Annotated in this window: 21 protein-coding genes; 9 read left to right on the plus strand and 12 right to left on the minus strand. The window is 70.3% G+C overall.

The window, feature by feature from the left end; genetic code table 11:
* Positions 1-18: 18 nt before the first annotated feature.
* From hisB to coaA, 9 genes are all read left to right on the plus strand, one after another.
* Positions 19-612: an imidazoleglycerol-phosphate dehydratase HisB gene (hisB, locus tag J2S22_RS18170; protein ID WP_272775023.1), complete on the plus strand. Its 594-nt coding sequence runs from the start codon at positions 19-21 to the stop codon at positions 610-612.
* A gap of 71 nt (positions 613-683) precedes the next feature.
* The gene (locus J2S22_RS18175; protein WP_272775022.1) at positions 684-1,178 is read left to right on the plus strand and encodes a DUF2628 domain-containing protein; all 495 of its coding nucleotides are present in this window, start codon (positions 684-686) and stop codon (positions 1,176-1,178) included.
* Positions 1,175-1,825, plus strand: a complete 651-nt coding sequence (gene hisH, locus J2S22_RS18180; RefSeq protein WP_272775021.1) for an imidazole glycerol phosphate synthase subunit HisH — start codon at positions 1,175-1,177, stop codon at positions 1,823-1,825. The genes J2S22_RS18175 and hisH overlap by 4 nt, the downstream gene beginning before the upstream one ends.
* Positions 1,822-2,571: a 1-(5-phosphoribosyl)-5-[(5-phosphoribosylamino)methylideneamino]imidazole-4-carboxamide isomerase gene (gene hisA / locus J2S22_RS18185; RefSeq protein ID WP_272775020.1), complete on the plus strand. Its 750-nt coding sequence runs from the start codon at positions 1,822-1,824 to the stop codon at positions 2,569-2,571. Before hisH ends, hisA begins: the two co-directional genes overlap by 4 nt.
* Positions 2,572-2,949 carry a hypothetical protein gene (locus tag J2S22_RS18190; RefSeq protein WP_272775019.1) on the plus strand — a complete coding sequence of 126 codons (378 nt, stop codon included), beginning with the start codon at positions 2,572-2,574 and terminating at the stop codon, positions 2,947-2,949.
* A complete protein-coding gene (locus J2S22_RS18195) occupies positions 2,946-3,233 on the plus strand; it encodes a hypothetical protein (protein ID WP_272775018.1) in 288 nt (95 codons plus the stop codon). The genes J2S22_RS18190 and J2S22_RS18195 overlap by 4 nt, the downstream gene beginning before the upstream one ends.
* Positions 3,233-4,009, plus strand: a complete 777-nt coding sequence (gene hisF, locus J2S22_RS18200; protein ID WP_272775017.1) for an imidazole glycerol phosphate synthase subunit HisF — start codon at positions 3,233-3,235, stop codon at positions 4,007-4,009. The genes J2S22_RS18195 and hisF overlap by 1 nt, the downstream gene beginning before the upstream one ends.
* Positions 4,010-4,051: 42 nt before the next feature.
* Positions 4,052-4,375, plus strand: a complete 324-nt coding sequence (locus tag J2S22_RS18205) for a phosphoribosyl-ATP diphosphatase (RefSeq protein WP_272775016.1) — start codon at positions 4,052-4,054, stop codon at positions 4,373-4,375.
* A gap of 4 nt (positions 4,376-4,379) precedes the next feature.
* Positions 4,380-5,345 carry a type I pantothenate kinase gene (gene coaA, locus J2S22_RS18210; RefSeq protein ID WP_272775015.1) on the plus strand — a complete coding sequence of 322 codons (966 nt, stop codon included), beginning with the start codon at positions 4,380-4,382 and terminating at the stop codon, positions 5,343-5,345.
* A 79-nt stretch (positions 5,346-5,424) separates the two neighbouring features.
* On the opposite strand, the gene olsB is transcribed toward coaA, so the two are convergent.
* The 12 genes from olsB to J2S22_RS18270 form a co-directional block, all read right to left on the minus strand.
* Entirely contained in the window at positions 5,425-6,369 is a 945-nt protein-coding gene (gene olsB, locus J2S22_RS18215; RefSeq protein WP_272775014.1) for a l-ornithine N(alpha)-acyltransferase, read from the minus strand.
* Between the two features lie 226 nt (positions 6,370-6,595).
* A complete protein-coding gene (locus J2S22_RS18220) occupies positions 6,596-8,806 on the minus strand; it encodes an ATP-binding protein (RefSeq protein WP_272775013.1) in 2,211 nt (736 codons plus the stop codon).
* Between the two features lie 251 nt (positions 8,807-9,057).
* Complete coding sequence (locus tag J2S22_RS18225; protein WP_272775012.1) at positions 9,058-11,745, minus strand: hybrid sensor histidine kinase/response regulator; 2,688 nt, start codon at positions 11,743-11,745, stop codon at positions 9,058-9,060.
* Positions 11,742-12,221 carry a response regulator gene (locus tag J2S22_RS18230; protein ID WP_272775011.1) on the minus strand — a complete coding sequence of 160 codons (480 nt, stop codon included), beginning with the start codon at positions 12,219-12,221 and terminating at the stop codon, positions 11,742-11,744. The genes J2S22_RS18225 and J2S22_RS18230 overlap by 4 nt, the downstream gene beginning before the upstream one ends.
* 497 nt (positions 12,222-12,718) lie before the next feature.
* Complete coding sequence (locus J2S22_RS18235) at positions 12,719-14,257, minus strand: YifB family Mg chelatase-like AAA ATPase (RefSeq protein WP_272775010.1); 1,539 nt, start codon at positions 14,255-14,257, stop codon at positions 12,719-12,721.
* A 487-nt stretch (positions 14,258-14,744) separates the two neighbouring features.
* Entirely contained in the window at positions 14,745-15,278 is a 534-nt protein-coding gene (locus J2S22_RS18240) for a hypothetical protein (RefSeq protein WP_272775009.1), read from the minus strand.
* A gap of 268 nt (positions 15,279-15,546) precedes the next feature.
* The gene (locus tag J2S22_RS18245) at positions 15,547-15,672 is read right to left on the minus strand and encodes a hypothetical protein (RefSeq protein ID WP_272775008.1); all 126 of its coding nucleotides are present in this window, start codon (positions 15,670-15,672) and stop codon (positions 15,547-15,549) included.
* A gap of 234 nt (positions 15,673-15,906) precedes the next feature.
* The gene (glgA, locus tag J2S22_RS18250; protein WP_272775007.1) at positions 15,907-17,367 is read right to left on the minus strand and encodes a glycogen synthase GlgA; all 1,461 of its coding nucleotides are present in this window, start codon (positions 17,365-17,367) and stop codon (positions 15,907-15,909) included.
* On the minus strand, positions 17,364-18,620 hold the full coding sequence (gene glgC / locus J2S22_RS18255) for a glucose-1-phosphate adenylyltransferase (protein ID WP_272775251.1): 1,257 nt from the start codon (positions 18,618-18,620) through the stop codon (positions 17,364-17,366). The genes glgA and glgC overlap by 4 nt, the downstream gene beginning before the upstream one ends.
* A 123-nt stretch (positions 18,621-18,743) precedes the next feature.
* Positions 18,744-20,444 carry an alpha-glucan family phosphorylase gene (gene glgP / locus J2S22_RS18260; protein WP_272775006.1) on the minus strand — a complete coding sequence of 567 codons (1,701 nt, stop codon included), beginning with the start codon at positions 20,442-20,444 and terminating at the stop codon, positions 18,744-18,746.
* Positions 20,445-21,066: 622 nt separating this feature from the next.
* A complete protein-coding gene (locus J2S22_RS18265) occupies positions 21,067-21,432 on the minus strand; it encodes a septal ring lytic transglycosylase RlpA family protein (RefSeq protein WP_272775005.1) in 366 nt (121 codons plus the stop codon).
* 279 nt (positions 21,433-21,711) lie between these two features.
* Positions 21,712-22,098, minus strand: coding sequence for a c-type cytochrome (locus tag J2S22_RS18270; RefSeq protein ID WP_272775004.1), 387 nt, complete (start codon positions 22,096-22,098; stop codon positions 21,712-21,714).
* Positions 22,099-22,303: the final 205 nt, after the last annotated feature.

The following is a 22,303-nucleotide window of genomic DNA, read 5'->3' on the forward strand; positions in this document are numbered from 1 at the left end:
CGGCAGGAAGGCATGTCCATGCGCACTGCAACCGTGAAGCGCACCACCCGGGAGACGGACGTCGAGGTGACGGTCGATCTCGACGGCGCCGGCAAGGTGTCGAGCGAGACCGGCATCGGCTTCCTCGACCACATGCTGGACCTGCTCGGCCGGCATGCGCGCTTCGACCTGTCGGTCCGCGCCAAGGGCGACCTGCACATCGACCAGCACCACACCGCCGAGGATGTCGGCATCACGCTCGGCCAGGCGGTCCGCAAGGCGCTGGGCGACATGAAGGGCATCACCCGCTACGCCGACGTCCATCTGCCGATGGACGAGACGCTGACCCGGGTGGCGATCGACATCTCGGGGCGGCCGTATCTGGTGTTTCGCACCACGTTCGGGCGCGACACGATCGGCGGCTTCGACACCGAGCTGGTGCGCGAGTGGTTCCAGGCCTTCGCCATGAACGCCGGGATCACCTTGCACGTCGAGACGCTGTACGGCGACAACGACCACCATATATCGGAGTCCTGCTTCAAGGGGCTCGCCCGGGCGTTGCGGGCCGCGGTCGCGATCGACGCACGGAGCAAGGACGAGGTCCCCTCGACCAAGGGAAGCCTGGGCGGCTGACGGCCCGGCAGGGAACCGACGGGCGGCGCGGCCGATTGCTCGCCGAGGCCGCGGCCAGCGAAGGACGAAACATGGCGGTATATGCGGTGCTGGAGCCCCCTGCCCGGCCGGACGGCCAGCCGGCCGATCCCGACCGCGTGCGTTTCGTGCGCGACGGGTTCTCCTGGGGGGCCTTCCTGTTCGGCCCGTTGTGGATGATCCGGCACCGGCTGTGGCTGGTGCTGGTGTGCTGGCTCCTGGTCATGGCGGGGTTCGGCGTGGCGCACGCGGCGCTGTCGGTGCCGACCGGCGCCCGCCTGGCCGTCTCGGTGCTGATCGCCCTGCTGATCGGGCTTGAATCGGCGACCCTGCGGCGGTGGACGCTGCTGCGCCGCGGCTGGCGCGAGGCCGGCATCGTGATCGCCGACGATCTCGAAGGCGCGGAGCAGCGCTATTTCGCCCGTCGCGCCGAGGCGGTCGCCGGCGCGCCCGGTCACGGCGACCCGTGGACCGACGCTCCGGCGCCGCGGCTGCGGCCGGCGGGCCGCGTGCTCGGCCTGTTCCCGATGCCGGGAGCCGGGCGATGACGGTCGCCATCATCGACTACGGCTCCGGCAACCTCCACTCGGCCGCCAAGGCCTTCGAGCGGGCGGCGCGCGAAAGCGGTCACGACCAGCCGATCCTGGTGACCCGTGATCCGGAGGCGGTGCGCGCCGCCGACCGGGTGGTGCTGCCGGGCGTCGGCGCCTTCGCCGACTGCCGCCGCGGCCTCGACGCCGTGACCGGCATGGTCGAGGCGCTGGAGGAGACGGTGCGCCGCAAGGGGCGGCCGTTCCTCGGCATCTGCGTCGGCATGCAGCTGATGGCGGAGCGCGGCCGCGAATACGAGGTGACCGACGGCCTCGGCTGGATTCCCGGCGAGGTCGACCGCATCACGCCGGCCGATCCGAGCCTCAAGATCCCGCACATGGGCTGGAACACCCTGAACGCGCTTCAGCCGCATCCGCTGCTCGACGGCATCCCGACCGGCCCGGACGGGCTGCACGCCTATTTCGTGCACAGCTATCACCTGAAGGCGGCGAACCGCGCCGATCTCGTCGCCGAGGTCGACTATGGCGGCCCGGTCACGGCGATCGTCGCCCACGGCACCGCCGCCGGGACCCAGTTCCACCCGGAGAAGAGCCAGCGGCTCGGCCTTGCGCTGATCGCCAATTTTTTGAGGTGGGCCCCGTGATCCTGTTTCCCGCCATCGACCTGAAGGACGGTCTCGCGGTGCGCCTGGAGCAGGGCGACATGGCGCGCGCCACCATCTTCAACCGCGATCCCGCCGAGCAGGCCCGCCAGTTCGAGGAGATCGGCTTCCAGTATCTCCACATCGTCGATCTCGACGGCGCCTTCGCGGGCAAGCCCGTCAATGCCGCGGCGGTCGAGCGGATCCTCGAGCTCGTCTCGATCCCGGTGCAGCTCGGCGGCGGCATCCGCAACCTCGCGACCGTCGAGGGCTGGCTGGAGAAGGGCATCACCCGGGTGATCATCGGGACCGCGGCGGTGCGCGATCCCGAGCTGGTGAAGACGGCGGCGAAGCGCTTCCCGGGCCGCGTGGCGGTCGGGCTCGACGCCCGCGGCGGCCGCGTCGCCGTCGAGGGCTGGGCCGAGGTGTCGGACCTGCCGGCGCTCGAACTGGCGAAGCGTTTCGAGGACGCCGGTGTCGCCGCCATCGTCTACACCGAGATCAGCCGCGACGGCATGCTGACCGGGCTCGATCTGGACGCCACCATCGCGCTCGCCGAGGCGATCGCGATTCCGGTCATCGCCTCCGGCGGCCTCGCCTCGATGACGGACATCGAGAAGCTCGTCGAGCCGCGCGCCCAAAGGCTCGCCGGCGCGATCGCCGGCCGCGCCCTCTACGACGGCCGTCTCGACGCCAGGAAGGCGCTGGCGCTGCTGCGGTCGGCGGCAACCGAGGCAAGGCCTGCCTAGATGCTCAGGCTGGACCAGATCGTTCGGGCCGGCCTGTCGCGGGTCGACACCATCCGGGTGGTCCGGACCGCGGTCAATCCGATGCTGTGGCTGGTCGGGCTGACGATGCCGGTGTCGCTTCTCGTGGTCATCCTGGTCGACGACCGGTCGATCCGGCTGGTCTTCGCCGGTTTGGCCTCGATCCCTGTACTTGCTACGCTCGTCGCCTATTTCATCTTCGTGTTCCGCGACCCGGATCGACTTCAGTCCGAAGAGTATAGAATTCGCCAGAGGGCGATACAGCTACTGTACAGGATCGGCGGCACGAGCGAGATCGTGGACGTGGCGACCCAGCAGCCGCGCCTCGAGATCGAACGGAGGAGCGAGGAGGCCGAATGATCAGTCGAACCTACCTGCTCGTCATCGAGGACGAAGCCGGGCCGAATACGGTGCGGACGCTTCACGGCGCCCTGGGCCTGCAGTCCGGCGACGCCGTTTATCACATCGACGACGGCACCAAGGTCGTCCGCACGGCGCTTCCGATCGACATCCTCACGACGAGGCTGAACGAGTCGTTCACGTCGTTCTTCATCACCGACATCACGAAATCCGACCGTGCGGGGAAGATGCATCCCAGATTCTGGGACTTTCTCCGCGAGGACGAGAAAGTCGCAGCAGAATAGTGTTCAAGGTCCGCGTCATTCCCTGCCTCGACGTCAAGGACGGCCGTGTCGTCAAGGGCGTCAACTTCGTCGACCTGCGCGACGCCGGCGATCCGGTCGAGGCGGCGATCGCCTACGACGCCGCCGGCGCCGACGAATTGTGCTTCCTCGACATCACGGCGAGCCACGAGAACCGCGGCACGATCCTGGACGTGGTGCGGCGTACCGCCGAGGCCTGCTTCATGCCGCTGACCGTCGGCGGCGGCGTGCGCACCGTCGACGACATCCGGGCGCTCCTGCAGTCCGGTGCCGACAAGGTATCGATCAACACGGCGGCGGTGAACAATCGCCAGTTCGTCGCCGAGGCGGCGGAGAAGTTCGGCAACCAGTGCATCGTGGTGGCGATCGATGCCAAGCGGGTGTCGCCCGACGGCGCCCCGGCCCGGTGGGAGATCTTCACCCATGGCGGCCGCAAGCCGACCGGGATCGACGCGGTGGAATACGCGAAAGAGGTCGTGGCGCTCGGGGCGGGCGAGATCCTGCTCACCTCGATGGACCGCGACGGCACCCGGGCCGGCTTCGACATCGCGCTCACCCGCGCCATCGCCGACGCCGTGCCGGTGCCGGTGATCGCCTCCGGCGGGGTGGGCAATCTCGACCATCTGGTGGGCGGCATAAGGGACGGCCACGCGACCGCGGTGCTGGCCGCCTCGATCTTCCACTTCGGCGAGCACACCATCCGCGAGGCCAAGCAGCACATGGCCGCGGCCGGCCTGCCGATGCGCCTCGACCCCTGAAAGTTCTCAGCTTTTTCTGGAAAACCGACGGAACGGCCGACCATGAGCGCCTTCACGCTGCACGACCTCGAGGCCATCATCGCGGCGCGCGCCGGGGCCAGCGCCGCGACCTCCTACACCAAGACGCTGCTCGACAAGGGCGCCGCCCACTGCGCCAAGAAGATGGGCGAGGAGGCGATCGAGGTGGTGCTGGCCGGCGCAGGGGAGACCCGCGACCGCGTCGTCGCCGAGGCGGCCGATCTCATGTACCATCTGCTGGTCCTCTTGAAGGCCCGCGACATTCCGTTCGCCGAGGTCGAGGCCTTGCTGAAATCCCGTACGGCGCAATCCGGACTCGACGAAAAGGCCTCACGGAAGGATGCCTGACCCGATGGATCAGCTCGTCGCGCCGCGCTCCGAAAACCGGTTCTCACCCTACCGCGTCTTCTCCCGCGACGAATGGGCGGCGCTGCGCGAGGACACGCCGATGACGCTGGAGCCGGCCGAGGTGATCCGGCTGCGCTCGGTGCACGACCGGCTCGACATCGCCGAGATCGAGGAGATCTACCTCCCGCTGTCGCGCCTCCTGTCGCTCTACGTCGCCGCCACCCAGAAGCTGTTCCGGGCCCAGCAGCGCTTCCTCAACACGGTCGACGCCAAGGTGCCCTACGTGATCGGCGTCGCCGGCTCGGTGGCGGCCGGCAAGTCGACGACGGCCCGCGTGCTGCAGGCCCTGCTGGCGCGCTGGCCCAACGTGCCGAAGGTCGACCTGATCACCACCGACGGCTTCCTGTTTCCCAATGCGGTGCTGCAGCAGGAAGGCCTGATGGACAAGAAGGGCTTTCCGGAGAGCTACGACCTGCCGGCGCTCCTGCGCTTCCTGTCGCACATCAAGGCGGGCCGCCGGCCGGTGCGGGCGCCCGTCTACTCGCATCTCGTCTACGACGTGGTGCCGAACGAGTGCATCGAGATCGATCGCCCCGACATCCTGATCGTCGAGGGCGTCAACGTGCTGCAGGCCGGCCGTCCGCCGAAGGACGGCAAGGCGATCCCGTTCGTGTCCGACTTCTTCGACTTCTCGGTCTATATCGACGCCGAGGAGGACGTGCTGCGGCACTGGTACGTGAAGCGCTTCCTGGCGCTGCGCGGCACCGCGTTCCGCGACCCGAAGTCCTATTTCCGCCGCTACTCGCAGCTGACCGACGACGAGGCGGTCGCCATGGCGACCGACATCTGGACGCGCATCAACCTGGTCAACCTGCAGGAGAACATCCTGCCGACCCGCCAGCGCGCCGACCTGATCCTTAAGAAGAGCGAGACGCACCGCATCGCCGAGGTCGCCCTGCGGCGGCTGTGATGATCCGGTCATTCCGGGTTCGCGGCTTTGCCGCGCCCCGGAATGACCGAGCTGTGATCGAATCAGCTCACGCGCGAACTCACGCCGCGTGGCGTTCGGCGCCGGCGCCGAAATGGCCGATGTAGCGGGTGTTGATCAGGCTCACCGGCAGGATCACCAGGATGTCGGTGGTGCCGAACTGGTGGTCGATCACGGCACCGTCGCCGACCACGGCGCCGAGCCGCAGATAGCCCTTCACCAGCGGCGGCAGCGCGTGCAGGGCGGCCTTCGGGTCGACGCTCTCCCGGGGCAGGCGGTCGAGCGGTACGAAGCGCCGCGGCAGGGCGCGGGCCCGCCACGCCTCCGGGGCCGGCGCGTAATGGTGCAGGAACGACAGCGGCAGCGCCAGCGCGTCGGGATCGGTGCCCTCCAGGCTGGCGCAGCCCAGCATCACGTCGATCTTGTGGCGCAGCACATAGGTCCAGATGCCGTGCCACAGCAGCTCGACGGTCCGCTTGTTGCGGTAGGGCGGCAGCACGCAGGAGCGGCCGAGCTCGAGGAATTTCAGGCCGCGGTGGCGGGCGATCAGCGGCGCGATGTCGAACTCGCCGGCCGTGTAGAAGCCGCCGCGGCGCTCGGCGATCTCCTGGCGCAGCAGCCGGTAGGTGCCGACCACGGCCGGACCCTGGCGGGTCGGCTTGGCGTGATCGAGCACCAGCAGGTGGTCGCACAGCGCATCGTAGGGATCGACGTCGCGCCGGGCGATCATCGTCGTGGCGTCGGCGACCGCCGACATCTCCTGGTAGAATACGTCGAAGCGCAGGCGCTGGGCGCGGCGGATCTCGGCCGCCCGGTGGGCGAGCCGCACCTCGAGCGTGCCGATGCGGCCGAGCGTCTCGTCGCTGCGGCTCAGCCGCGGGTCGGAGACCCGCAGCCCGCCGAGCGCCTTGAGGGCGGCGAGGCGCGGCACGCGGGCGCCCGGGCGCGCCTGGCCGGGCTGGCCGAACAGACGCTTGGGCTCGTTCTCGCGCGGCAGAGTGGGCATCGACGGCTCCCGGCATCCCTCACGACCGGCCGCGGCGACCGACACGATTCGCGGCGCCCGGCCGATCTTCTTCAGTAAGCCGCAGCGGACACGGTTTTGTGACACCGCCGGTGTTCGATGGTGTGACTCTACACCCTCGGGTCACCCCACGTCAGGTGTCCGGTTCGCGGCATGGTCCCGTGAGGGCGTCCGGCGATGTGATCAGAACCGCGGCGGCCGCGGCGGCTCAGGCGGCGAGCGCGCCGCGCCCCGAATGGCTGGCGAGCAGCGCCTCCAGCCGGTCCCGGTCGAGCGGCTTCGTCAGCACCGCATCGAGCCCGGCGCCGGCATAGGTCTCCGGGTCGGCCGGCGAGGCGTCGGCCGTCAGGGCGGCGATCAGCGCCGGCGGGACGCCGAGCTCCGCCTCGAGGAAGCGGAGGCAGCGGGTCGCGGCGAGGCCGTCGAGCCCGGGCATGTGCAGGTCCATCAGCACCACGTCGAAGGGCCGGCGGTCTGCCAGCGCCCGCTGCCAGGCCGTCACGGCGGCGGTGCCGTCGCTCGTGACGGTGACGCGGTGGCCGAGCCGCTCCAGCAGGACCCGCACCAGCAGGGCGTTGATCTCGTTGTCCTCGGCGACCAGCACGGCGCGCGTGTACGGCACGGCCCGGGGGGCCTGCGGCCGGGACACCGGCGCGGCGAGGGGCGTTCCGGGGAGCGCGGCCGCCGGCGCTCCGGCGACACCGAGCCGCTCGGCGAGCGAGGCCGCCCGCACCGGCTTGATCAGATAGCCGGTGAAGCCTGCCGCCTCGAGCCCGGCCAGGGCGCCGCGCTCGCCGGGGCGGAGCATGACGATCCGGCGGGCGACGGGACAGCCGGCGAGGCGCGCCGCCGCGGCGGGCCCGATCGCGTGGTCGACCAGCACGGCGTCGCAGTCCGGGGCCGCGGTGGCCGCGGGGTCGTCCGGGCCGGCGAGCAGCGTGCGGGCGCCCCAGGCGGCGAGCTGGCGTCGGAGCGCCTCGACGGTGCGCGGATCGGCCGTGACGACGAGGACGCTGCGGCCGGCGAGATCCGGGCGCGCGGCCGGCGCCGTCGGCTGGACGGCCGGGTCGGCGGCCGGGAGCGGCAGCTCCACCCGGAAGCTCGCGCCGGCGCCCGGCGCGCTGTCGACCGCGATGCTGCCGTCGAGCCGCGCGACGATGCGCCGGGTGATGGCGAGGCCGAGCCCGGTGCCGCCGAAGCGGCGGTCGGTCCCGGCGTCGGCCTGCTCGAACTCGCCGAAGATGCGCTCCATCGCGTCGGCCGCGATGCCGATGCCGGTGTCCTGCACGGTCAGGGCGACGGTGCCGTCGCGCGGGCCGGGCTCCGCCGTCACGGTGATGCCGCCGGCCTCGGTGAACTTCACGGCGTTGCCGGCGAGATTGAGCAGGATCTGGCGCAGCCGTGCGGCGTCGCCGATCACCCGGGCCGGCAGGCCGGGGTCGACGAAGGCGGCGATCTCGATCGCCTTTCCGTGGGCGCGCGGCGCCAGCAGCTCGACCGTCTCCTCGATCACGGCGGCGAGGTCGAAGGGCTTCGCCGCCACCTCGACACGGCCGGACTCGATCTTGGCGAAGTCGAGAATGTCCTCGATCAGAACCAGCAGGGCCCGGCCGGACGCCTGCACGGCCTCGGCATAGGTGGTCTGGGCCGGCGTCAGCGGCGTGTCGAGCAGCAGGTCGGTCATCCCCAGGATGCCGTTCAGGGGCGTCCGGATCTCGTGCGACACGGTGGCCAGGAAGCGGCTCTTGGCGCGGTTCGCCGCCTCGGCCTGGTCGCGCGCCTCGGCGAGCGCGCGCTCGGCCGTGACCCGGTCGGTGACGTCGCGGCCGACGCTCAGCGTCTCGGTGCCGGCGCCCGCCCGTACCGCGACCTCGCGCCAGGCGATCCAGCGCGGCCCGTCGGGCGAGGCGATCTTCTGGTCGTGGGTGCGGGTGCCCTCGTCCAGCACGGCGACCGGGCCCTGCTCCAGCACCAGCGGCGTGAAGGCGTGGCCGACGAGCTCGGCGGAGGACAGCCGGACCAGGCGGCAGTAGGCGTCGTTGGCGAATCCGATGCGGCCGGCGGCGTCGCGGCGGACGATCACGTCGCTCATGAGCTCGACGAAGCCGCGGGCGCGCTCCTCCTGCTCCCTCAGCTCCCACTGCGCGTCGGCGAGCTCCTCGACACGCTGCTCGAGCCGGGCGATCTCCTGGCGCAGCAGGCGATTGCTGCGGACGAGCGGCGCCAGGGCGCCGCACGAGGCCGCCGTCAGGGCGGCCGCCAGGGTGGCGAACAGCATCACGTCGGGGCCGGCGGCCTGGGCGGCGCGCAACGCCAGGATCAGGTAGACCAGGGTGCCGAGCAGGATCAGCACCGATCCGCCCACCACCACCGCGGCGTTGCGGACCAGACGATCGATCTTGCTGCGCATCCGCGCCATGGCAGGTGTCCTGCTCCGGGTTCCGGTCCGACCCGGCCGGGCGTGGGGCGGTCGACCACCGGGGTCGTCGTCGGTCGGCGTCGCGGGGAGATCAGCGGCTCTCGTCATCGGAGATAGCACCCGAACCTTGCCAGTCTCTTTGCCTGCCAGGAGAGTGCGGCTCCGCCGGGGCGGTTCGCGGCGGCCGGCCGGAAGGGTTGCGGGATGGTTGACGGACTCTGAAGGGGCGCCGGCCGAGGCTGGTGCGGCGCTCAGGCGGCGGCGGCGAGCCCCGCCAGTCGGCCGCGGGCGTGGGCGAGCGCGGTGTCGATCCGGGCCAGCAGCACACGGTAGTCGGCCGGCGTCACCACCGGGGCGGCGGCTTCGAGCTCTGCCGCGAGCTCGGACAGGGCGACGGCCCCGATGGTCGCGGCGGCGCCCTTGAGGGTGTGAGCCTCGGTCGCGATCGTGTCGCGGTCGAGCGCCGGACAGAGGCCGCCGAGCCGGGCGAGCCGGGCCTCCGACTCGCGCAGGAACACGCCGATGGCGAGGCTCGCGCCGTCGGCGCCGATCTCCTCGGCGAGCAGCGCCACCAGGGCGTGGTCGACCGACGTGTCGGCGGCGGGGCCGCGTCGATCGGCCCCGGCCGGCGGCGCGCCGCTCGCGGCGCCGGTGCCCGGCACCGCGCCGGCCGCGGTCGCGTCGGCGGCCGGCAGGACGTTCAGCACGGCCTCGATCAGCGCCTGCTTGCGCAGCGGCTTGGCGACGAAGCCGGTCATGCCGGCGGCGCGGCAGGTCTTGATGTCCTCCGCATAGGCGTTGGCCGTGATGGCGACGATCGGCACGTCGTCGTGCGGGCCGCCGCGCGCCCGGATGAGGCGGGTCGCCTCGAGCCCGTCGATCTCGGGCATCCGCACGTCCATCAGCACGACGTCGAAGGGGGTCTCGGCGGTCGCCGCCACGGCCTCGCCGCCGTCGCCGACGAGCCGCGGCACGATGCCGAACTCCTTGAGCATCTTCACCGCGACGAGCTGGTTGGTCGGGTTGTCCTCGGCGATCAGCAGCCGCAGCGGACGGCCGAGGGCGGCGAGCCGGGCGTGCAGGCTCGCGACGACGCCGTCGTCGGCGGGCGGCCCGCCGGCGCACGTGTCGGTCCAGGCGAGCGGGATGCGGACCCGGAACGTGGTGCCGACCCCTTCGGCCGACTCGACCGCGATGGTGCCGCCCATCTGGTCGACGATGCGCTTGCAGATGGCGAGGCCGAGGCCGGTGCCGCCGAAGCGGCGGTTGATCGACGGGTCGGCCTGGGTGAACTTGGCGAACAGGCGGGGAATGTGGTCGGCCGGAATGCCGATCCCGGTGTCGCCGACCAGCCACTCGATCTCGGCTCGGCCGTCGTCGCGCCCGACGCAGCGGACGGCGACGCGGATCTCGCCGGCGCGGGTGAACTTCACGGCGTTCGACAGGAGGTTCAGCAGCACCTGGCGGAGACGGCCGGCATCGCCGATCAGGGCGGCCGGCATGTCGGGCGCGATCGCGACCTTGACCGCGAGCCCGCGGTCGGCGGCACGCCGGCCGACGATGCTGACCACGTTGTCGACCAGGGTGGCGGGCGAGAACGGGAGCTCCTCGAACTCGAGCCGGCCCGCCTCGAGCTTCGAGAAGTCGAGAATGTCGTTGAGGATGCGCAGCAGGTTGTCGCCCGCGTCGTGCATCGCCGCGACGCAGATCCGCTGCTCGGGATCGAGGTCGCTCTCCAGCAGGGTCGAGGCGAGGCCGATCAGCGCGTTCATGGGCGTGCGGATCTCGTGGCTCATGGTCGCCAGGAACTCGGACTTCGCCCGGTTCGCCGCCTCGGCGGCCTGCTCGCGCTCGCGCAGCAGTTCGGCCTCGGCGCGGGCGCGGGCGTTCTCCGCCTCCATGTGGGCGGTGCGGGCCTCGACGGCCTTGTTCTGCTCGTTCCACCACATCGCCACGCAGAGCGCCGCGACGACGACGATGACGCCGCCGGTGATCGACAGGAAGACGGAGAGCTGGGCGATCGCCCGCCAGCCGGTCAGGGCATGCTCCACCGTGGTGCTCGACACCATGACGAGCGGATAGGTCTTGAGCGGCCGTACGGCCCACACCCGCTCGTCGCCGTCGAGCGGGCTCGTTCCCCGCTCCGTGTAGGCGCGCTCGCCGTCCTGGCGCAGCGCGAAGGTGCGGCCGACCGCCGGCACCGAGGGGTGCCGGAGCAGCAGCACGCCGTCCTTGCGCATCAGGGCGAAGGAGTCGGCGTCGGACAGCGCGACCGACCGGTAGAGCGCCTCGAAATAGTCGAGCGACAGCGCCGCCGACATGATTCCCATGAAGCTGCCGTCGATGGTGTCGAGGCGGCGGTGCAGGCCGACCAGCCAGTGGCCGGTGGCGCGGCTCTGCAGGGGCGGGCTGACGACCGATGAAGCCGGTCGTTCCTCGCGCAGCCGCACGAAGTGGTCGCGGTCGGCGATCGACACGGCAGGCGCCGGCCAGAAGCGCGAGAAGTTCACCAGGCGGCCGGTGCTGTCGATCAGCGAGAGCGCGTCGAGCTGCGGCAGGCCCGTCGTCTTGTCGCGCAGCATCATGTGGGTCCGCAGGCCGGACAGCCGGTCGGCGAACGCGTCGGCGTCGACCGTCACGGCCTCGGGGACGTGCTCGAGCAGCGCGCTCAGGGTGAGGTCGACCGACTGGATGGCGCGCTCGGCCTGCTCGGCCAGGATGGCGCTGCGCTGGGCGAGCGACTGCTCGGCCGCGTCGAGCGCGCGCTCGCGCAGATTGGCGAGCACCAGGGCGTTCATGCCGACGATGGTCGCGATCATGAACACGGCGCCGGCGATCAGGCCGGCATAGGGGCGCTTGATCCGCTTCGGGAGGGCGTCGGCGGGCGGCGCGGCCACGCGGCCGCTCGGATCGAGGACCTGGTCGGCGGTCCGGCTCACGCCGACCAGCCGGCCGGCGTGAGGCCGATGGCGTTGCGCTGGCGCACGTCGATCAGGATGGCCCGGAGCTGGGCGAGATCGACCGGCTTGGGCAGGGTGCGGCAGACATTGAGGCTGAGCAGGTTCGCCATCGCCGCGGTCTCGCGGCGGATCGTCTCGGTCGAGCTCGACACGATGACGATCGGCGTCTTGAGGTCCATGGCGGCGATCACGTGCAGCACCTCGGCGCCGCCGTGCCGGCCCAGCGTGAGGTCGAGGCTGATCAGCGTGTAGGCGTGGCGCTCGAGCAGCGCGACGGCCTCCTCGTAGGAGGCGGCCTCGGCGACCTCGTAGCCGGCCCGGTGCGCCACCCGGCCGATGATCATCCGGTGGACGGTGTCGTCGTCGATGACCAGGAGCGTGGGCGGTGCGGCGGCGGCGGGCTGCTCCACATCCCGGGTGGCGTTCGGCGTGTGGTCTTCGCTCCGGTCCAGCATCCTGCATCCCCGCGCGATCGCGTCATGTCCGGCCATGATGGCCGAGAAGCGGAAACATTCGATTAAACCGGGACGGGCAGACCCTCCCGATGGTGCAGCCCGGACGGGTGGAGGCTGAACTAGCCCATGCGGGCCGAACGCGACTGGAACGAGGGAGGCAGACCCGGGGCGGCGCAAGCGGGGTGGCGCAGGCCGGACGCACGCCTTCCGACGCACGCAACGTGACGCGAGCCGAAGCGACGGCCGCCGGAATGCCACTCGTTCCGGCGGAGTCCGGGCACGCGGACCCAAGACGCGGCCCAGAGCGCGGCCCGAGACGCAGGCTGAAACGCAGGCTGAATACGCGGGCTGAAGACGACCAGGCGGGACGCACACCGACGGAGGGCCGGCCCGGGCGCGCCGGACCGTCCGGCCGAAGGCCGAATCGCGCACGCGCCCCGGCGATGATGGTCCGATCCCCCGGCCGAAGTCCAGATCGCCAAACCGGCGGAACGCCGTCACGCGGCGCGGCGGACCTCGTCGAGGCGGGTCCGGTAGGCGAGCGCCTCGGCGACGTGGACCCGGCCGACCCGCTCGCTGCCGGCGAGGTCGGCGAGCGTGCGGGCGACCCGCAGGACGCGATGATAGCCGCGGGCGGAGAGCCGCATGGCGTCGGCGGCCTCGCGGATCAGGGCGAGGCCGGCCTTGTCCGGGGCGGCGACGTCCTCCAGCAGGCCGCCCTGCGCCTGCGCGTTGGTGCGCACATGCGGGAAGCCGAGGTCCTCGTAGCGGCGCGCCTGCAGGTCGCGGGCGCGCGCCACCCGGGCCGCGACGGCGGCGCTGCCCTCGGCGGCCGGTGGCAGCACCAGGTCGGCGGCGCTCACCGCCGGGATGTCGACATGCAGGTCGATGCGGTCGAGCAGCGGTCCCGAGAGGCGCCCCTGGTACTCGGCCGTGCAGCGCTCGATCGGACCGCGCCGGCAGGCGAAGCCGGGCTCGCTCGCGCGGCCGCAGCGGCACGGGTTCATGGCGGCGACGAGCATGAAACGGGCCGGATAGGTGACCCGGTGATTGGCCCGGGCGATCGCCACCTCGCCGGTCTCCAGCGGCTGGCGCAGCGATTCCAGCACCCGCGGCTCGAACTCGGGCAGCTCGTCGAGGAACAGCACGCCGTTGTGGGCCAGCGAGATCTCGCCGGGCCTGGCCTTCAGCCCGCCGCCGACCAGGGCCGGCATCGAGGCGGAGTGGTGCGGGCTGCGGAACGGGCGCCGGCTGGTCAGCGCCCCGTCCTCGATCTCGCCCGCCACCGAGGCGATCATCGAGATCTCCAAGAGCTCGGCCGGCGACAGCGGCGGCAGGATCGACGGCAGCCGTGCGGCGAGCATCGACTTGCCGGCGCCGGGCGGGCCGATCATCAAGAGGTTGTGGCCGCCGGCGGCGGCGATCTCCAGGGCCCGCTTGGCGCTCTCCTGGCCCTTGATGTCGGCGAGGTCGGGCAGGCCGCCCGCCGGCTCGCGGATGCGCGGCTGCGGCCGCGACAGCACCTGCGTGCCCTTGAAGTGATTTGCCAGCTGGATCAGCGAGCCGGCCGCGACGATCGCCATGTCGGGGCTCGCCCAGGCGGCCTCCGGGCCGCAGGCCGCCGGGCAGATCAGCGCGTCGCCGCGGGCGTTGGCCGCGATGGCGGCCGGCAGCGCGCCGGCGACCGCCGCGATCGAGCCGTCGAGCCCGAGCTCGCCCAGCACCGTGCAGCCGTCGAGCGCGTCGGGCGGGATCGCCCCGATGGCGCCCATCAGGCCGAGCGCGATCGGGAGGTCGTAGTGGCTGCCCTCCTTGGGGAGGTCGGCCGGGGCGAGATTGACGGTGATGCGCCGCGCCGGCAGGGCGAGACCCGAGGCGACCAGCGCGGCCCGCACGCGTTCGCGCGCTTCGGACACGGCCTTGTCCGGCAGACCCACGACATTGAACGCGGGCAGCCCGGGCGCGACCTGCACCTGGACGTCGACGGCCCGCGCCTCGATGCCCTCGAACGCCACGGTCGTCACCCGCTGGACCATGCCTCGCCCCACGCCAGGATTGCGCGCCAGGGTAGCAGGCGGCCGTGGCTGCGGCAAGAACGATAAGGGAACAACAGCGCCGGCGCTGCCGCATGCGCCTCAGCGCCGGTATCGACCGGACGATAGAACTTGGGGGATAACCCGGGTCATCCGGTGGCAATGCAGTCTCGAATAAGACGGCGAGAAATTCCCGGCCTGCAGGCCCGATGCCCGTACTCTCACAGTATCGGAAACGATGGATTGAATGGCATACGGGTCGCAGACCAGCGGCGTGAGATGGGCTGCGGGGCGACCGGTCGGGCAGAAAGACGCTAAGCTCTGCCTATTTCGACAGTTCCCGGTGTGTCGCACGCGGTGGCTGTCGCCAGCGATTCCCGGCTCAGCGACCTCAGAACGCCGGGTCGATCGCGCAGGACCTCTCGCGCCCGAGAGACCTCGGTCTCGCGTGCACTGTCGAACTGCTCACTCACCCAAGCCGGACACGCGGTCATGCCACTCTCCGTCTGTAGTATGTGCTCCCGCGAATCGGCATTGCAAGTTCGAATCCGATGGCCTCATATCTAGGCACCAGCGGAGCCACCGGGTTCTTCACCTTAAGCCACTGACGATCGGTCAATTTCGCGAAGTTGTCGTCGGCGTCGATGGCGATCGGCAAGAGCCACCCGCGGAAGTCATCCTCGCTACGGTTTCTTTCCAGATAGTGAATGGTCACATTGTCGTTGCCGCGTGAAGCTCGGCCGATTGCGAGACCAAGCAAGATTCCGTTGCACCACAGCGCTAGCTCGAAACGACGTACATACGGCCGGAACTGGCCGACTATTCGCCCCCACGGCAACGTCCAGGTTCTGCTTAAGTCCAAACAAGCGTCTGTGATGCCTGTCAATTCAACGCCAATTAGCTGAACAGGGATCAGCCTCTCCGTTATCGCCCGATGAAGTTCGTCGGATGTCGCGGCGCGTGCCTCCTCGCGACGTACCTCGTACCTTGTGCAGGCGTCGCTGAATGTCTGATCGGTGCTCAAGACTCAGGACATCCCCCGGATCCCGCGATCACGATACCGTCAGGGTTGTGCGTTGACCAGATCTCCCGTCTGTCGTCCTGGCGGTCGAGCAAAGAACAAAAGAGCGATCAACAATCGAACGACCTGCCCGGGCAGGGATGCAACATTTCGGCACCTCGTCCAAATGCGCCGCCCGGCTGACAGTTATCGGAGTCCATGCGATCGCGCGCCGGGACTCCAGCGGCAAGCTCGCGAATCCGGACAGGAGTCTGGTCTGCCGCCGCCCGGCTCAGTCGACGCCGAAGGACGGGAAGACGAAGGCCAGGACCGTCAGCAGGGACGATCCGACCACGGCAGCGGTGGGGAGGGGGTTGGCCGCGACCAGGGTCAGCAGCGAAAATCCGAAGTCGTGCATCACGTCACGTCCCGAATGCTCGGCCTGCACGCAGCGGCCGAATGGCCGACCTAGGCGCGCGTCCGGGCTTGAACGTGGTCTTTGCAGGCAGCCGTTTCTATCAGGGCCGCCTTATACCCGATCAGGGTTTCACGAGGATGAAGTTTCGTCCGCGACTCCGCGATGGCGCGGCGGCCATGCGTTCCGGGCAGGGCCCGGCCCGCGGCGCCCGGCCGGAGGCGCCGCCCGGCGCCGTCATCGCCGCCGCTCGGCCATCAGATCGCGGTAGAGCTGGGCGTAGCGGCGGGCCGAGCGGCGCCAGGAGACGTCGGCCCGCATGGCGTTGCGCTGGACGCGGCGCCAGGTCTTGCCGTTCCGCCACATCGCCGTGGTGCGCAGCACCGCCGCCTCCAGCATGCCGATGGTGGGGGTGAACTGGATGCCGGTGCCGACGCCCTCGGCGATCGCCATGTCGTTGCAGTCGATCACCGTGTCGGCGAGGCCGCCGACATGGCTGACCACCGGCAGGGTGCCGTAGCGCAGCGCGCACATTTGGGCGAGGCCGCAGGGCTCGTAGCGCGACGGCATCAGCAGCGCGTCGGCGCCGGCCTGGATCAGGTGGGCGAGCTCCTCGTCGTAGCCGATCACACAGGCGACGCGGCCCGGATGGATGCGGGCGGCGTCGAGGAAGGCCTGCTGCAGGTTGCGCTCGCCGGAGCCGAGCACGACCAGCTGGGAGCCGGTGGCGAGCAGGGTCGGCAACACCTCGACCAGCATGTCGAGGCCCTTCTGCCAGGTCAGCCGGCTGACCACGCCGAACAGGAGCGCGTCGTCGGCGGCGAGGTTCATGCGCTTCTTCAGCACCGCCTTGTTGGCAATGCGCGGGGCGATGCGCCGGGCGTCGAAATTGGCGGCGATCAGCGGGTCGCGGCTCGGGTTCCACACCGCGTCGTCGATGCCGTTGAGGATGCCGGAGAGCCGCTCGGTGCGGCCGCGCAGCAGGCCATCGAGGCCCATGCCGTACTCGCGGGTGCGGATCTCGGCCGCGTAGGTCGGCGACACCGTGGTGATCCAGTCGGACAGCGCCAGCCCCGCCTTGAGGAAGCCGATCTCGCCGTGGAACTCGACACCGTTGATCGAGAAGGCCTGCGGCGGCAGCGCCAGGCTGGCGAGCAGCGAGGCCGGGAACAGGCCCTGGAAGGCGAGGTTGTGCACCGTCATCACGGTGCGCGGGCGGCGCTCGAAGCGGTAGCGCAGATAGGCGGCGGCGAGGCCCGCCTGCCAGTCGTGGGCGTGCAGGATGTCGGGCCGCAGCGCCGGCACCTCGCCGCTGGCGAGCCGCGCCGCCATCAGGCCGAGCGCTCCGAACCGGACGGCGTTGTCGGGCCAGTCGCGCCCGTCGGCCGCCATGTAGGGATTGCCCGGCCGGTCGTAGAGATGCGGCGCGTCGATGGCGATCAGCTCGACGGCGCGGGCGCGACCGTGGACCAGCCGGGCCGGGCCGCCGAACAGGTCCGCCACCTCGAGCACCGGGCTCGGCTCGCGCAGCGCCGCCAGCACGGCCGGATAGCCGGGCACGAGCGTGACGGTGCGCACGTTCTCGGGTGCCAGCGCCCCCGGCAGCGCGCCCGCGACGTCGGCGAGGCCTCCGGTCTTCACGAAGGGGAAAAGCTCGGAGACGACGGAGAGGACGAGGATCGGCGGTGCAGCGGTCACAACCGATCGATCATGTGCTGGGTGATCAGACAGATGCCGTCCTCGGTGCGGCGGAACCTGTCGGCGTCGAGTTCGGGGTCCTCGCCGACCACGAGCTTGGGCGGAATCTGGGTGCCCTTGTCGATCACGACGTTGCGCAGCCGGGCGCCGCGGCCGACGTCGACGGCCGGCAGGATCACCGAGTTCTCGATGAAGGCGTAGGAGTGGACGCGGGCGCCGGTGCCGACCAGCGAGCGGCGGATCGAGGCGCCGGAGACGATGCAGCCCCCGGCGACCAGCGACGAGATGGCGGTGCCGCGCCGGCCCTGCTCGTCGTGCACGAACTTGGCGGGCGGGGTGATCTCGGCATAGGTCCAGATCGGCCAGTTGTGGTCGAACAGGTCGAGCTGCGGCACCACGGCGGTGAGGTCGATGTTCGCCTCCCAGTAGGCCCCGATGGTGCCGACGTCGCGCCAGTAGACGGCCGCCTCCTCGCGCGAGCGTACGCAGGAGCGCGAGAACGGATGCGCCACCGCCTTCCCGTACTTGACCAGGTACGGGACGATGTCCTTGCCGAAGTCGTGCGTCGAATGCGGATCCTGGGCGTCGCGGCGGACCTGGTCGATGAGGAACTTGGTGTTGAAGACGTAGATGCCCATGCTGGCCAGCGCCTGGGTCGGGTCGCCGGGCATGTGGGGCGGCTTCGGCGGCTTCTCGACGAAGTCGACCACCACGTCGTTCTCGTCGACATGGACGACGCCGAAATGGACCGCCTGCTTGAGCGGCACCTCGATGGTGGCGATGGTGATGTCGGCCTTCTGCTCCACGTGCTGCTGGAGCATCGGCTCGTAGTCCATCTTGTAGACGTGGTCGCCGGCGAGCAGGACGATGAACTCGGGATTGTAGCTCTCGATGATGTCGAGGTTCTGGTAGACTGCGTCGGCCGTGCCGGCGTACCAGCTCGCGCCGGCGATGCGCTGGCTGGCGGGCAGGATGTCGAAGCTCTCGTTCCGCTCGGGCCGGAAGAAGTTCCAGCCGCGCTGCATGTGGCGGATCAGGCTGTGCGCCTTGTACTGGGTCGCCACCGCGATGCGGCGGATGCCCGAGTTGAGCGCGTTCGACAGCGTGAAGTCGATGATCCGGGACTTGCCGCCGAAATAGACCGCCGGCTTGGCGCGGTTGTCGCACAGCTCGTGCAGCCGGCTGCCGCGGCCGCCGGCCAGGACATAGGCCATCGCACTACGCGCGAGCGGCCCCGGCGTGGGGTGATCAATCGGCACGGAATTGCCTCGTTCGGGTTGAGAAACGCATCGACGAAATGTCCCGATCGAACCGCCCGCGCGGGCGCGACACGTCCCGCAGGTCCCGCGTCGCGGCGCCGCGCGCGGCGGCTCGGCCTAGGAGCGAAGGTAAGCCTCCGTGGAGTAGCGCCGCATCATGCGGGCGCTGTTGAACACCGCACCGATCTTCGCGATGGTCTGCTGCATCATCCAGATCCAGCGGGCCCGATCGTCGTGATAGAGCGGCAGGACGGTCGACTCGAGCTTGTCGTACATGGCGGCGGCGTGCGCCTCGGGCGACGAGTCGCTGCCGTCGCTGCCGATCGCCCAGCCGGTGACGCCTTCTTCCCAGCCCTCGAGCCACCATCCGTCCAGCACGCTGAAGTTCAGGACGCCGTTGAACGCCGCTTTCATGCCGCTCGTCCCCGAGGCCTCGAGCGGCGGCACCGGATTGTTGAGCCAGACGTCGGTGCCGGAGACGAGCTTCGAAGCGATGGCGATGCTGTAGTTTGGCAGAAACGCCATCGGCACGTCTTTGATCGATCTCATATGCTGGTGAATCGCCCGGATGCGCGCCTTGCCTTCGAAGTCGCGCGGATGCGCCTTGCCGGCCATCACCACCTGGAACGGCCGCCTGCCGGCGATCGCCTTGAGCCGTTCCACATCGTGGAACAGGAGGTCGGGCCGCTTGTAGCCGGTCATGCGGCGGGCGAAGCCGATCAGCGGGACGTCCGGGTCCATCTCGACTCCGGTCGTGGCCTTCACGTAGTCGATGAGCTCGCGCTTCGCCTGCTGGTGGGCGCTCCACAGCGCGTCCGGCGGCACCTGGTCGGCCTTGAGCAGATCCTCCAGCTCGTAGGCCCAGTGCGGCGCGATGGTCTTGAACAGGTCGGCGACCGCCGGATGCATCCACATCGGCACGTGCGCGCCGTTGGTGACGGTCCGGATCTTGTAGGCCGGGAACATCTTCTGCGCCGTCTCGGCGTGCCGCCGCGCGACGCCGTTGGCGTAGCGCGACAGGTTGAGGGCGAGGAGCGACATGTTCAGGTGATCGGGGCCGGCCAGCAGCTTGAGCTGGTCGAACTCGATCAGGTCGCCGACGATGGCGCGCACGTCCTCGTAGGAGAAACGGTCGTGGCCGGCCTCCACGGGCGTGTGGGTGGTGAACACGCACTTCTCGCGCACCGCGTGGACGTCGTAGCTGAACGGCTCCGGGATGCCGGGGATGCGGTTGATGCGGTGCTGGTCGAGCAGCGCCAGCGACAGGAAGGCCGCGTGCCCCTCGTTGAGATGATAGGTGTCGATGGTGAAGCCGAGCGCGCGCAGCACCCGCACACCGCCGACCCCGAGCACGGCCTCCTGCTTGATGCGGTCGCGCTCGTCGCCGAAATACAGCCGGTTGGTGATGTTGCGGTCGCGCGGATCGTTCTCGGGGACGTTGGTGTCGAGCAGCAGCACCGGGATCTGGAAGCCGCGCGGCGACTTCAGGTCGTAGAGCCAGGGGCGGATCCACACCTGGCGCCCCTCGAGCTGCACCGCCACCATGGCGCCGATCGGGGTCGCCCACTCCTCCGGGTTCCACGGGTCGGGGCCGTCGATCTGGTTGCCGTCGGCGTCGATCTCCTGCTTGATCGAGCCCTCGCGCGAGGCCAGCGTCACGAACACCATCGGCAGGTCGAGATCGGCCGCCGAGCGCGCGGCGTCGCCGGCCAGCAGCCCGAGGCCGCCCGAATAGGTGTGCATCTCCTGCCGGATCCCGACCTCCATCGAGAAGTAGGCGATGCGACTGACGGAGAGATAGCGCGCGACCTCGATCATTGCAGCTCCGCGAGGGGGGTGTGCTTTCAGTGGTGAACGAATCCGGGCCGCGGACGGCCCGTCACGCGGGGCGCGACGGCCCCCGGGCCGGCCGGGTGGCGAACAGGCGATCGGCGCGGGGCGAGCTTCGATCCGGCATCGTGCGACCGGTGCGGGCGAGGGTGGCGCCCCGGAAACCGGCGGAAGCCTGCGGCCACGGATCTTTCGACGGACGACGCATCGTGTCGGCTCCCTATCGCGCAGTCGCAATGGATGCGATGCACACAGGTGTCGTCAGGGCTCGCATCCGAGGTCCTTTGTCGCACACTATCGGGCGACCGCGCAAAGGTCTCGTCGGGTCGCCGCGACGCCGGCCGTGTGCGGCGCGTCGACGCCGTCGCGGCATCGCACGACAGTCGACGGAACTCGTTCCGGTCCCCCGATCGCGTGTCCACGCCCGCCCCGTTCCCTTTTGCGCCACGCCGTCGCGGCGGTCTCCACGACACGTGGGAGCAACCGCCGTGCCATCGTGATCGCCTTCCGCCGTGTCGGTGGTGCGACAGGTGGTCGTGCGGCCGGGACGGGCATGAAAAAGGGCGCCGCGGCGCGGCGCCCTTTCGAACCCGGATCGTGCGCTGGACGATCAGTTGCGGCCGAGCACCGCGAGCGACACCGGCGCCAGGCCGTAGCCCAGGCCGATCGAACGCGCCGCCGCGGGCGTCAGGTCGATCACCCGGCCGCGCACGAAGGGGCCGCGGTCGTTGATGCGGACCACCACGGAGCGGCCGGTCTTGCGGTGCGTGACGCGCACCATGGTGCCGAAAGGAAGATGCTTGTGCGCGGCGGTCAGTCCGCCGGCATGGGCCCGCTCGCCATTGGCGGTCCGGCCGCCCGAGTAGACCGAAGCAATGCCGGACTGGGTGAAAGCCTCGGCCCGAGTCGAAATGGTCGCGAGAGTGAATAGAGCGATGAGGATTGCGAAACGTCGTACGAAGATCAGCCTTGCCATGCGCTGTATAGTCCCCTTCTCGTTGCGTGGAGGTCGCTCTTAAACGGGGAGAATGTGCACAGAAAATGGCAAGATTGACGGGTTCCATCAAGAAGTGTTTCTTCGAATTACAGAGAAGAAGTAAGGTTAAACTCGTTGGGGGTGCGGCGTCACCTGCGGATGTGGCGGGGATGGGGTGTCCGGCCCGCGCATCGGGAGACGGCGGCGTCTTCAAAGAAAACGCGCCGCGGCCCGGGGGCCGGCGGCGCGCTGTGGATCCGATGAAACCCGGTTGGGCGATTACTTCTTCTTGCCGTCCGGCCCGTACTGGGTGAGGAAGGCCCACAGGTCCTCCTGCTCCTTCTCGTTCTTGATGCCGGCGAACACCATCTTGGTGCCCGGGATCTTGGCGCGCGGATCGGCGATGTAGGACTTGAACGTCGCCTTGTCCCAGGTGAGGCCGGACTTCTTGTTCGCCTCGGAATAGTTGAAGCCGGGAATCGAGCCACTGTGGCGGCCCTCGAGGCCGTTGAGCACCGGGCCGACCTTGTTGGTCGCGCCTTCGCCGATGTTGTGGCAGGGCGTGCACTTGCGGAACGACACGGCGCCGGCAGCGACGTCCTGGGCAGCGGCGATGCCGGTCGACGCCGCAAACGCGAATCCGATAACGAACGCTCTGGTGATCATAGTGCCTGGTTCCCTCTTGGTTCCACGAGGACGATCGACGAGCCGTCCGGCCACGCGTTGACGGTCCTACCGTCAGCAAAAAACCAGAAGCTTGTCGAAAATCAAGCGACTCTAAACTGGCGGGTTCCGTCGCGGCTCTCGGGCGGTCTCTAATGCGATGTCGAACCGCGGCGCAGCTCGCCGGGTTCCTCTCCCGATCTCGTGC

It is taken from the genome of Rhodoplanes tepidamans (genome assembly GCF_030813915.1).
Classification (GTDB): Bacteria; Pseudomonadota; Alphaproteobacteria; order Rhizobiales; family Xanthobacteraceae; genus Rhodoplanes; species Rhodoplanes tepidamans.

Coding starts and splice junctions, on each gene's coding strand:
- hisB (WP_272775023.1), top strand. CDS start 19: ATGCGCACTGCAACCGTGAAGCGCACCACCCGGGAGACGGACGTCGAG.
- J2S22_RS18175 (WP_272775022.1), top strand. CDS start 684: ATGGCGGTATATGCGGTGCTGGAGCCCCCTGCCCGGCCGGACGGCCAG.
- hisH (WP_272775021.1), top strand. CDS start 1,175: ATGACGGTCGCCATCATCGACTACGGCTCCGGCAACCTCCACTCGGCC.
- J2S22_RS18190 (WP_272775019.1), top strand. CDS start 2,572: ATGCTCAGGCTGGACCAGATCGTTCGGGCCGGCCTGTCGCGGGTCGAC.
- J2S22_RS18195 (WP_272775018.1), top strand. CDS start 2,946: ATGATCAGTCGAACCTACCTGCTCGTCATCGAGGACGAAGCCGGGCCG.
- J2S22_RS18205 (WP_272775016.1), top strand. CDS start 4,052: ATGAGCGCCTTCACGCTGCACGACCTCGAGGCCATCATCGCGGCGCGC.
- coaA (WP_272775015.1), top strand. CDS start 4,380: ATGGATCAGCTCGTCGCGCCGCGCTCCGAAAACCGGTTCTCACCCTAC.
- olsB (WP_272775014.1), bottom strand. CDS start 6,369: ATGCCCACTCTGCCGCGCGAGAACGAGCCCAAGCGTCTGTTCGGCCAG.
- J2S22_RS18220 (WP_272775013.1), bottom strand. CDS start 8,806: ATGGCGCGGATGCGCAGCAAGATCGATCGTCTGGTCCGCAACGCCGCG.
- J2S22_RS18230 (WP_272775011.1), bottom strand. CDS start 12,221: ATGCTGGACCGGAGCGAAGACCACACGCCGAACGCCACCCGGGATGTG.
- J2S22_RS18235 (WP_272775010.1), bottom strand. CDS start 14,257: ATGGTCCAGCGGGTGACGACCGTGGCGTTCGAGGGCATCGAGGCGCGG.
- J2S22_RS18245 (WP_272775008.1), bottom strand. CDS start 15,672: ATGCACGACTTCGGATTTTCGCTGCTGACCCTGGTCGCGGCCAACCCC.
- glgP (WP_272775006.1), bottom strand. CDS start 20,444: ATGATCGAGGTCGCGCGCTATCTCTCCGTCAGTCGCATCGCCTACTTC.
- J2S22_RS18265 (WP_272775005.1), bottom strand. CDS start 21,432: ATGGCAAGGCTGATCTTCGTACGACGTTTCGCAATCCTCATCGCTCTA.
- J2S22_RS18270 (WP_272775004.1), bottom strand. CDS start 22,098: ATGATCACCAGAGCGTTCGTTATCGGATTCGCGTTTGCGGCGTCGACC.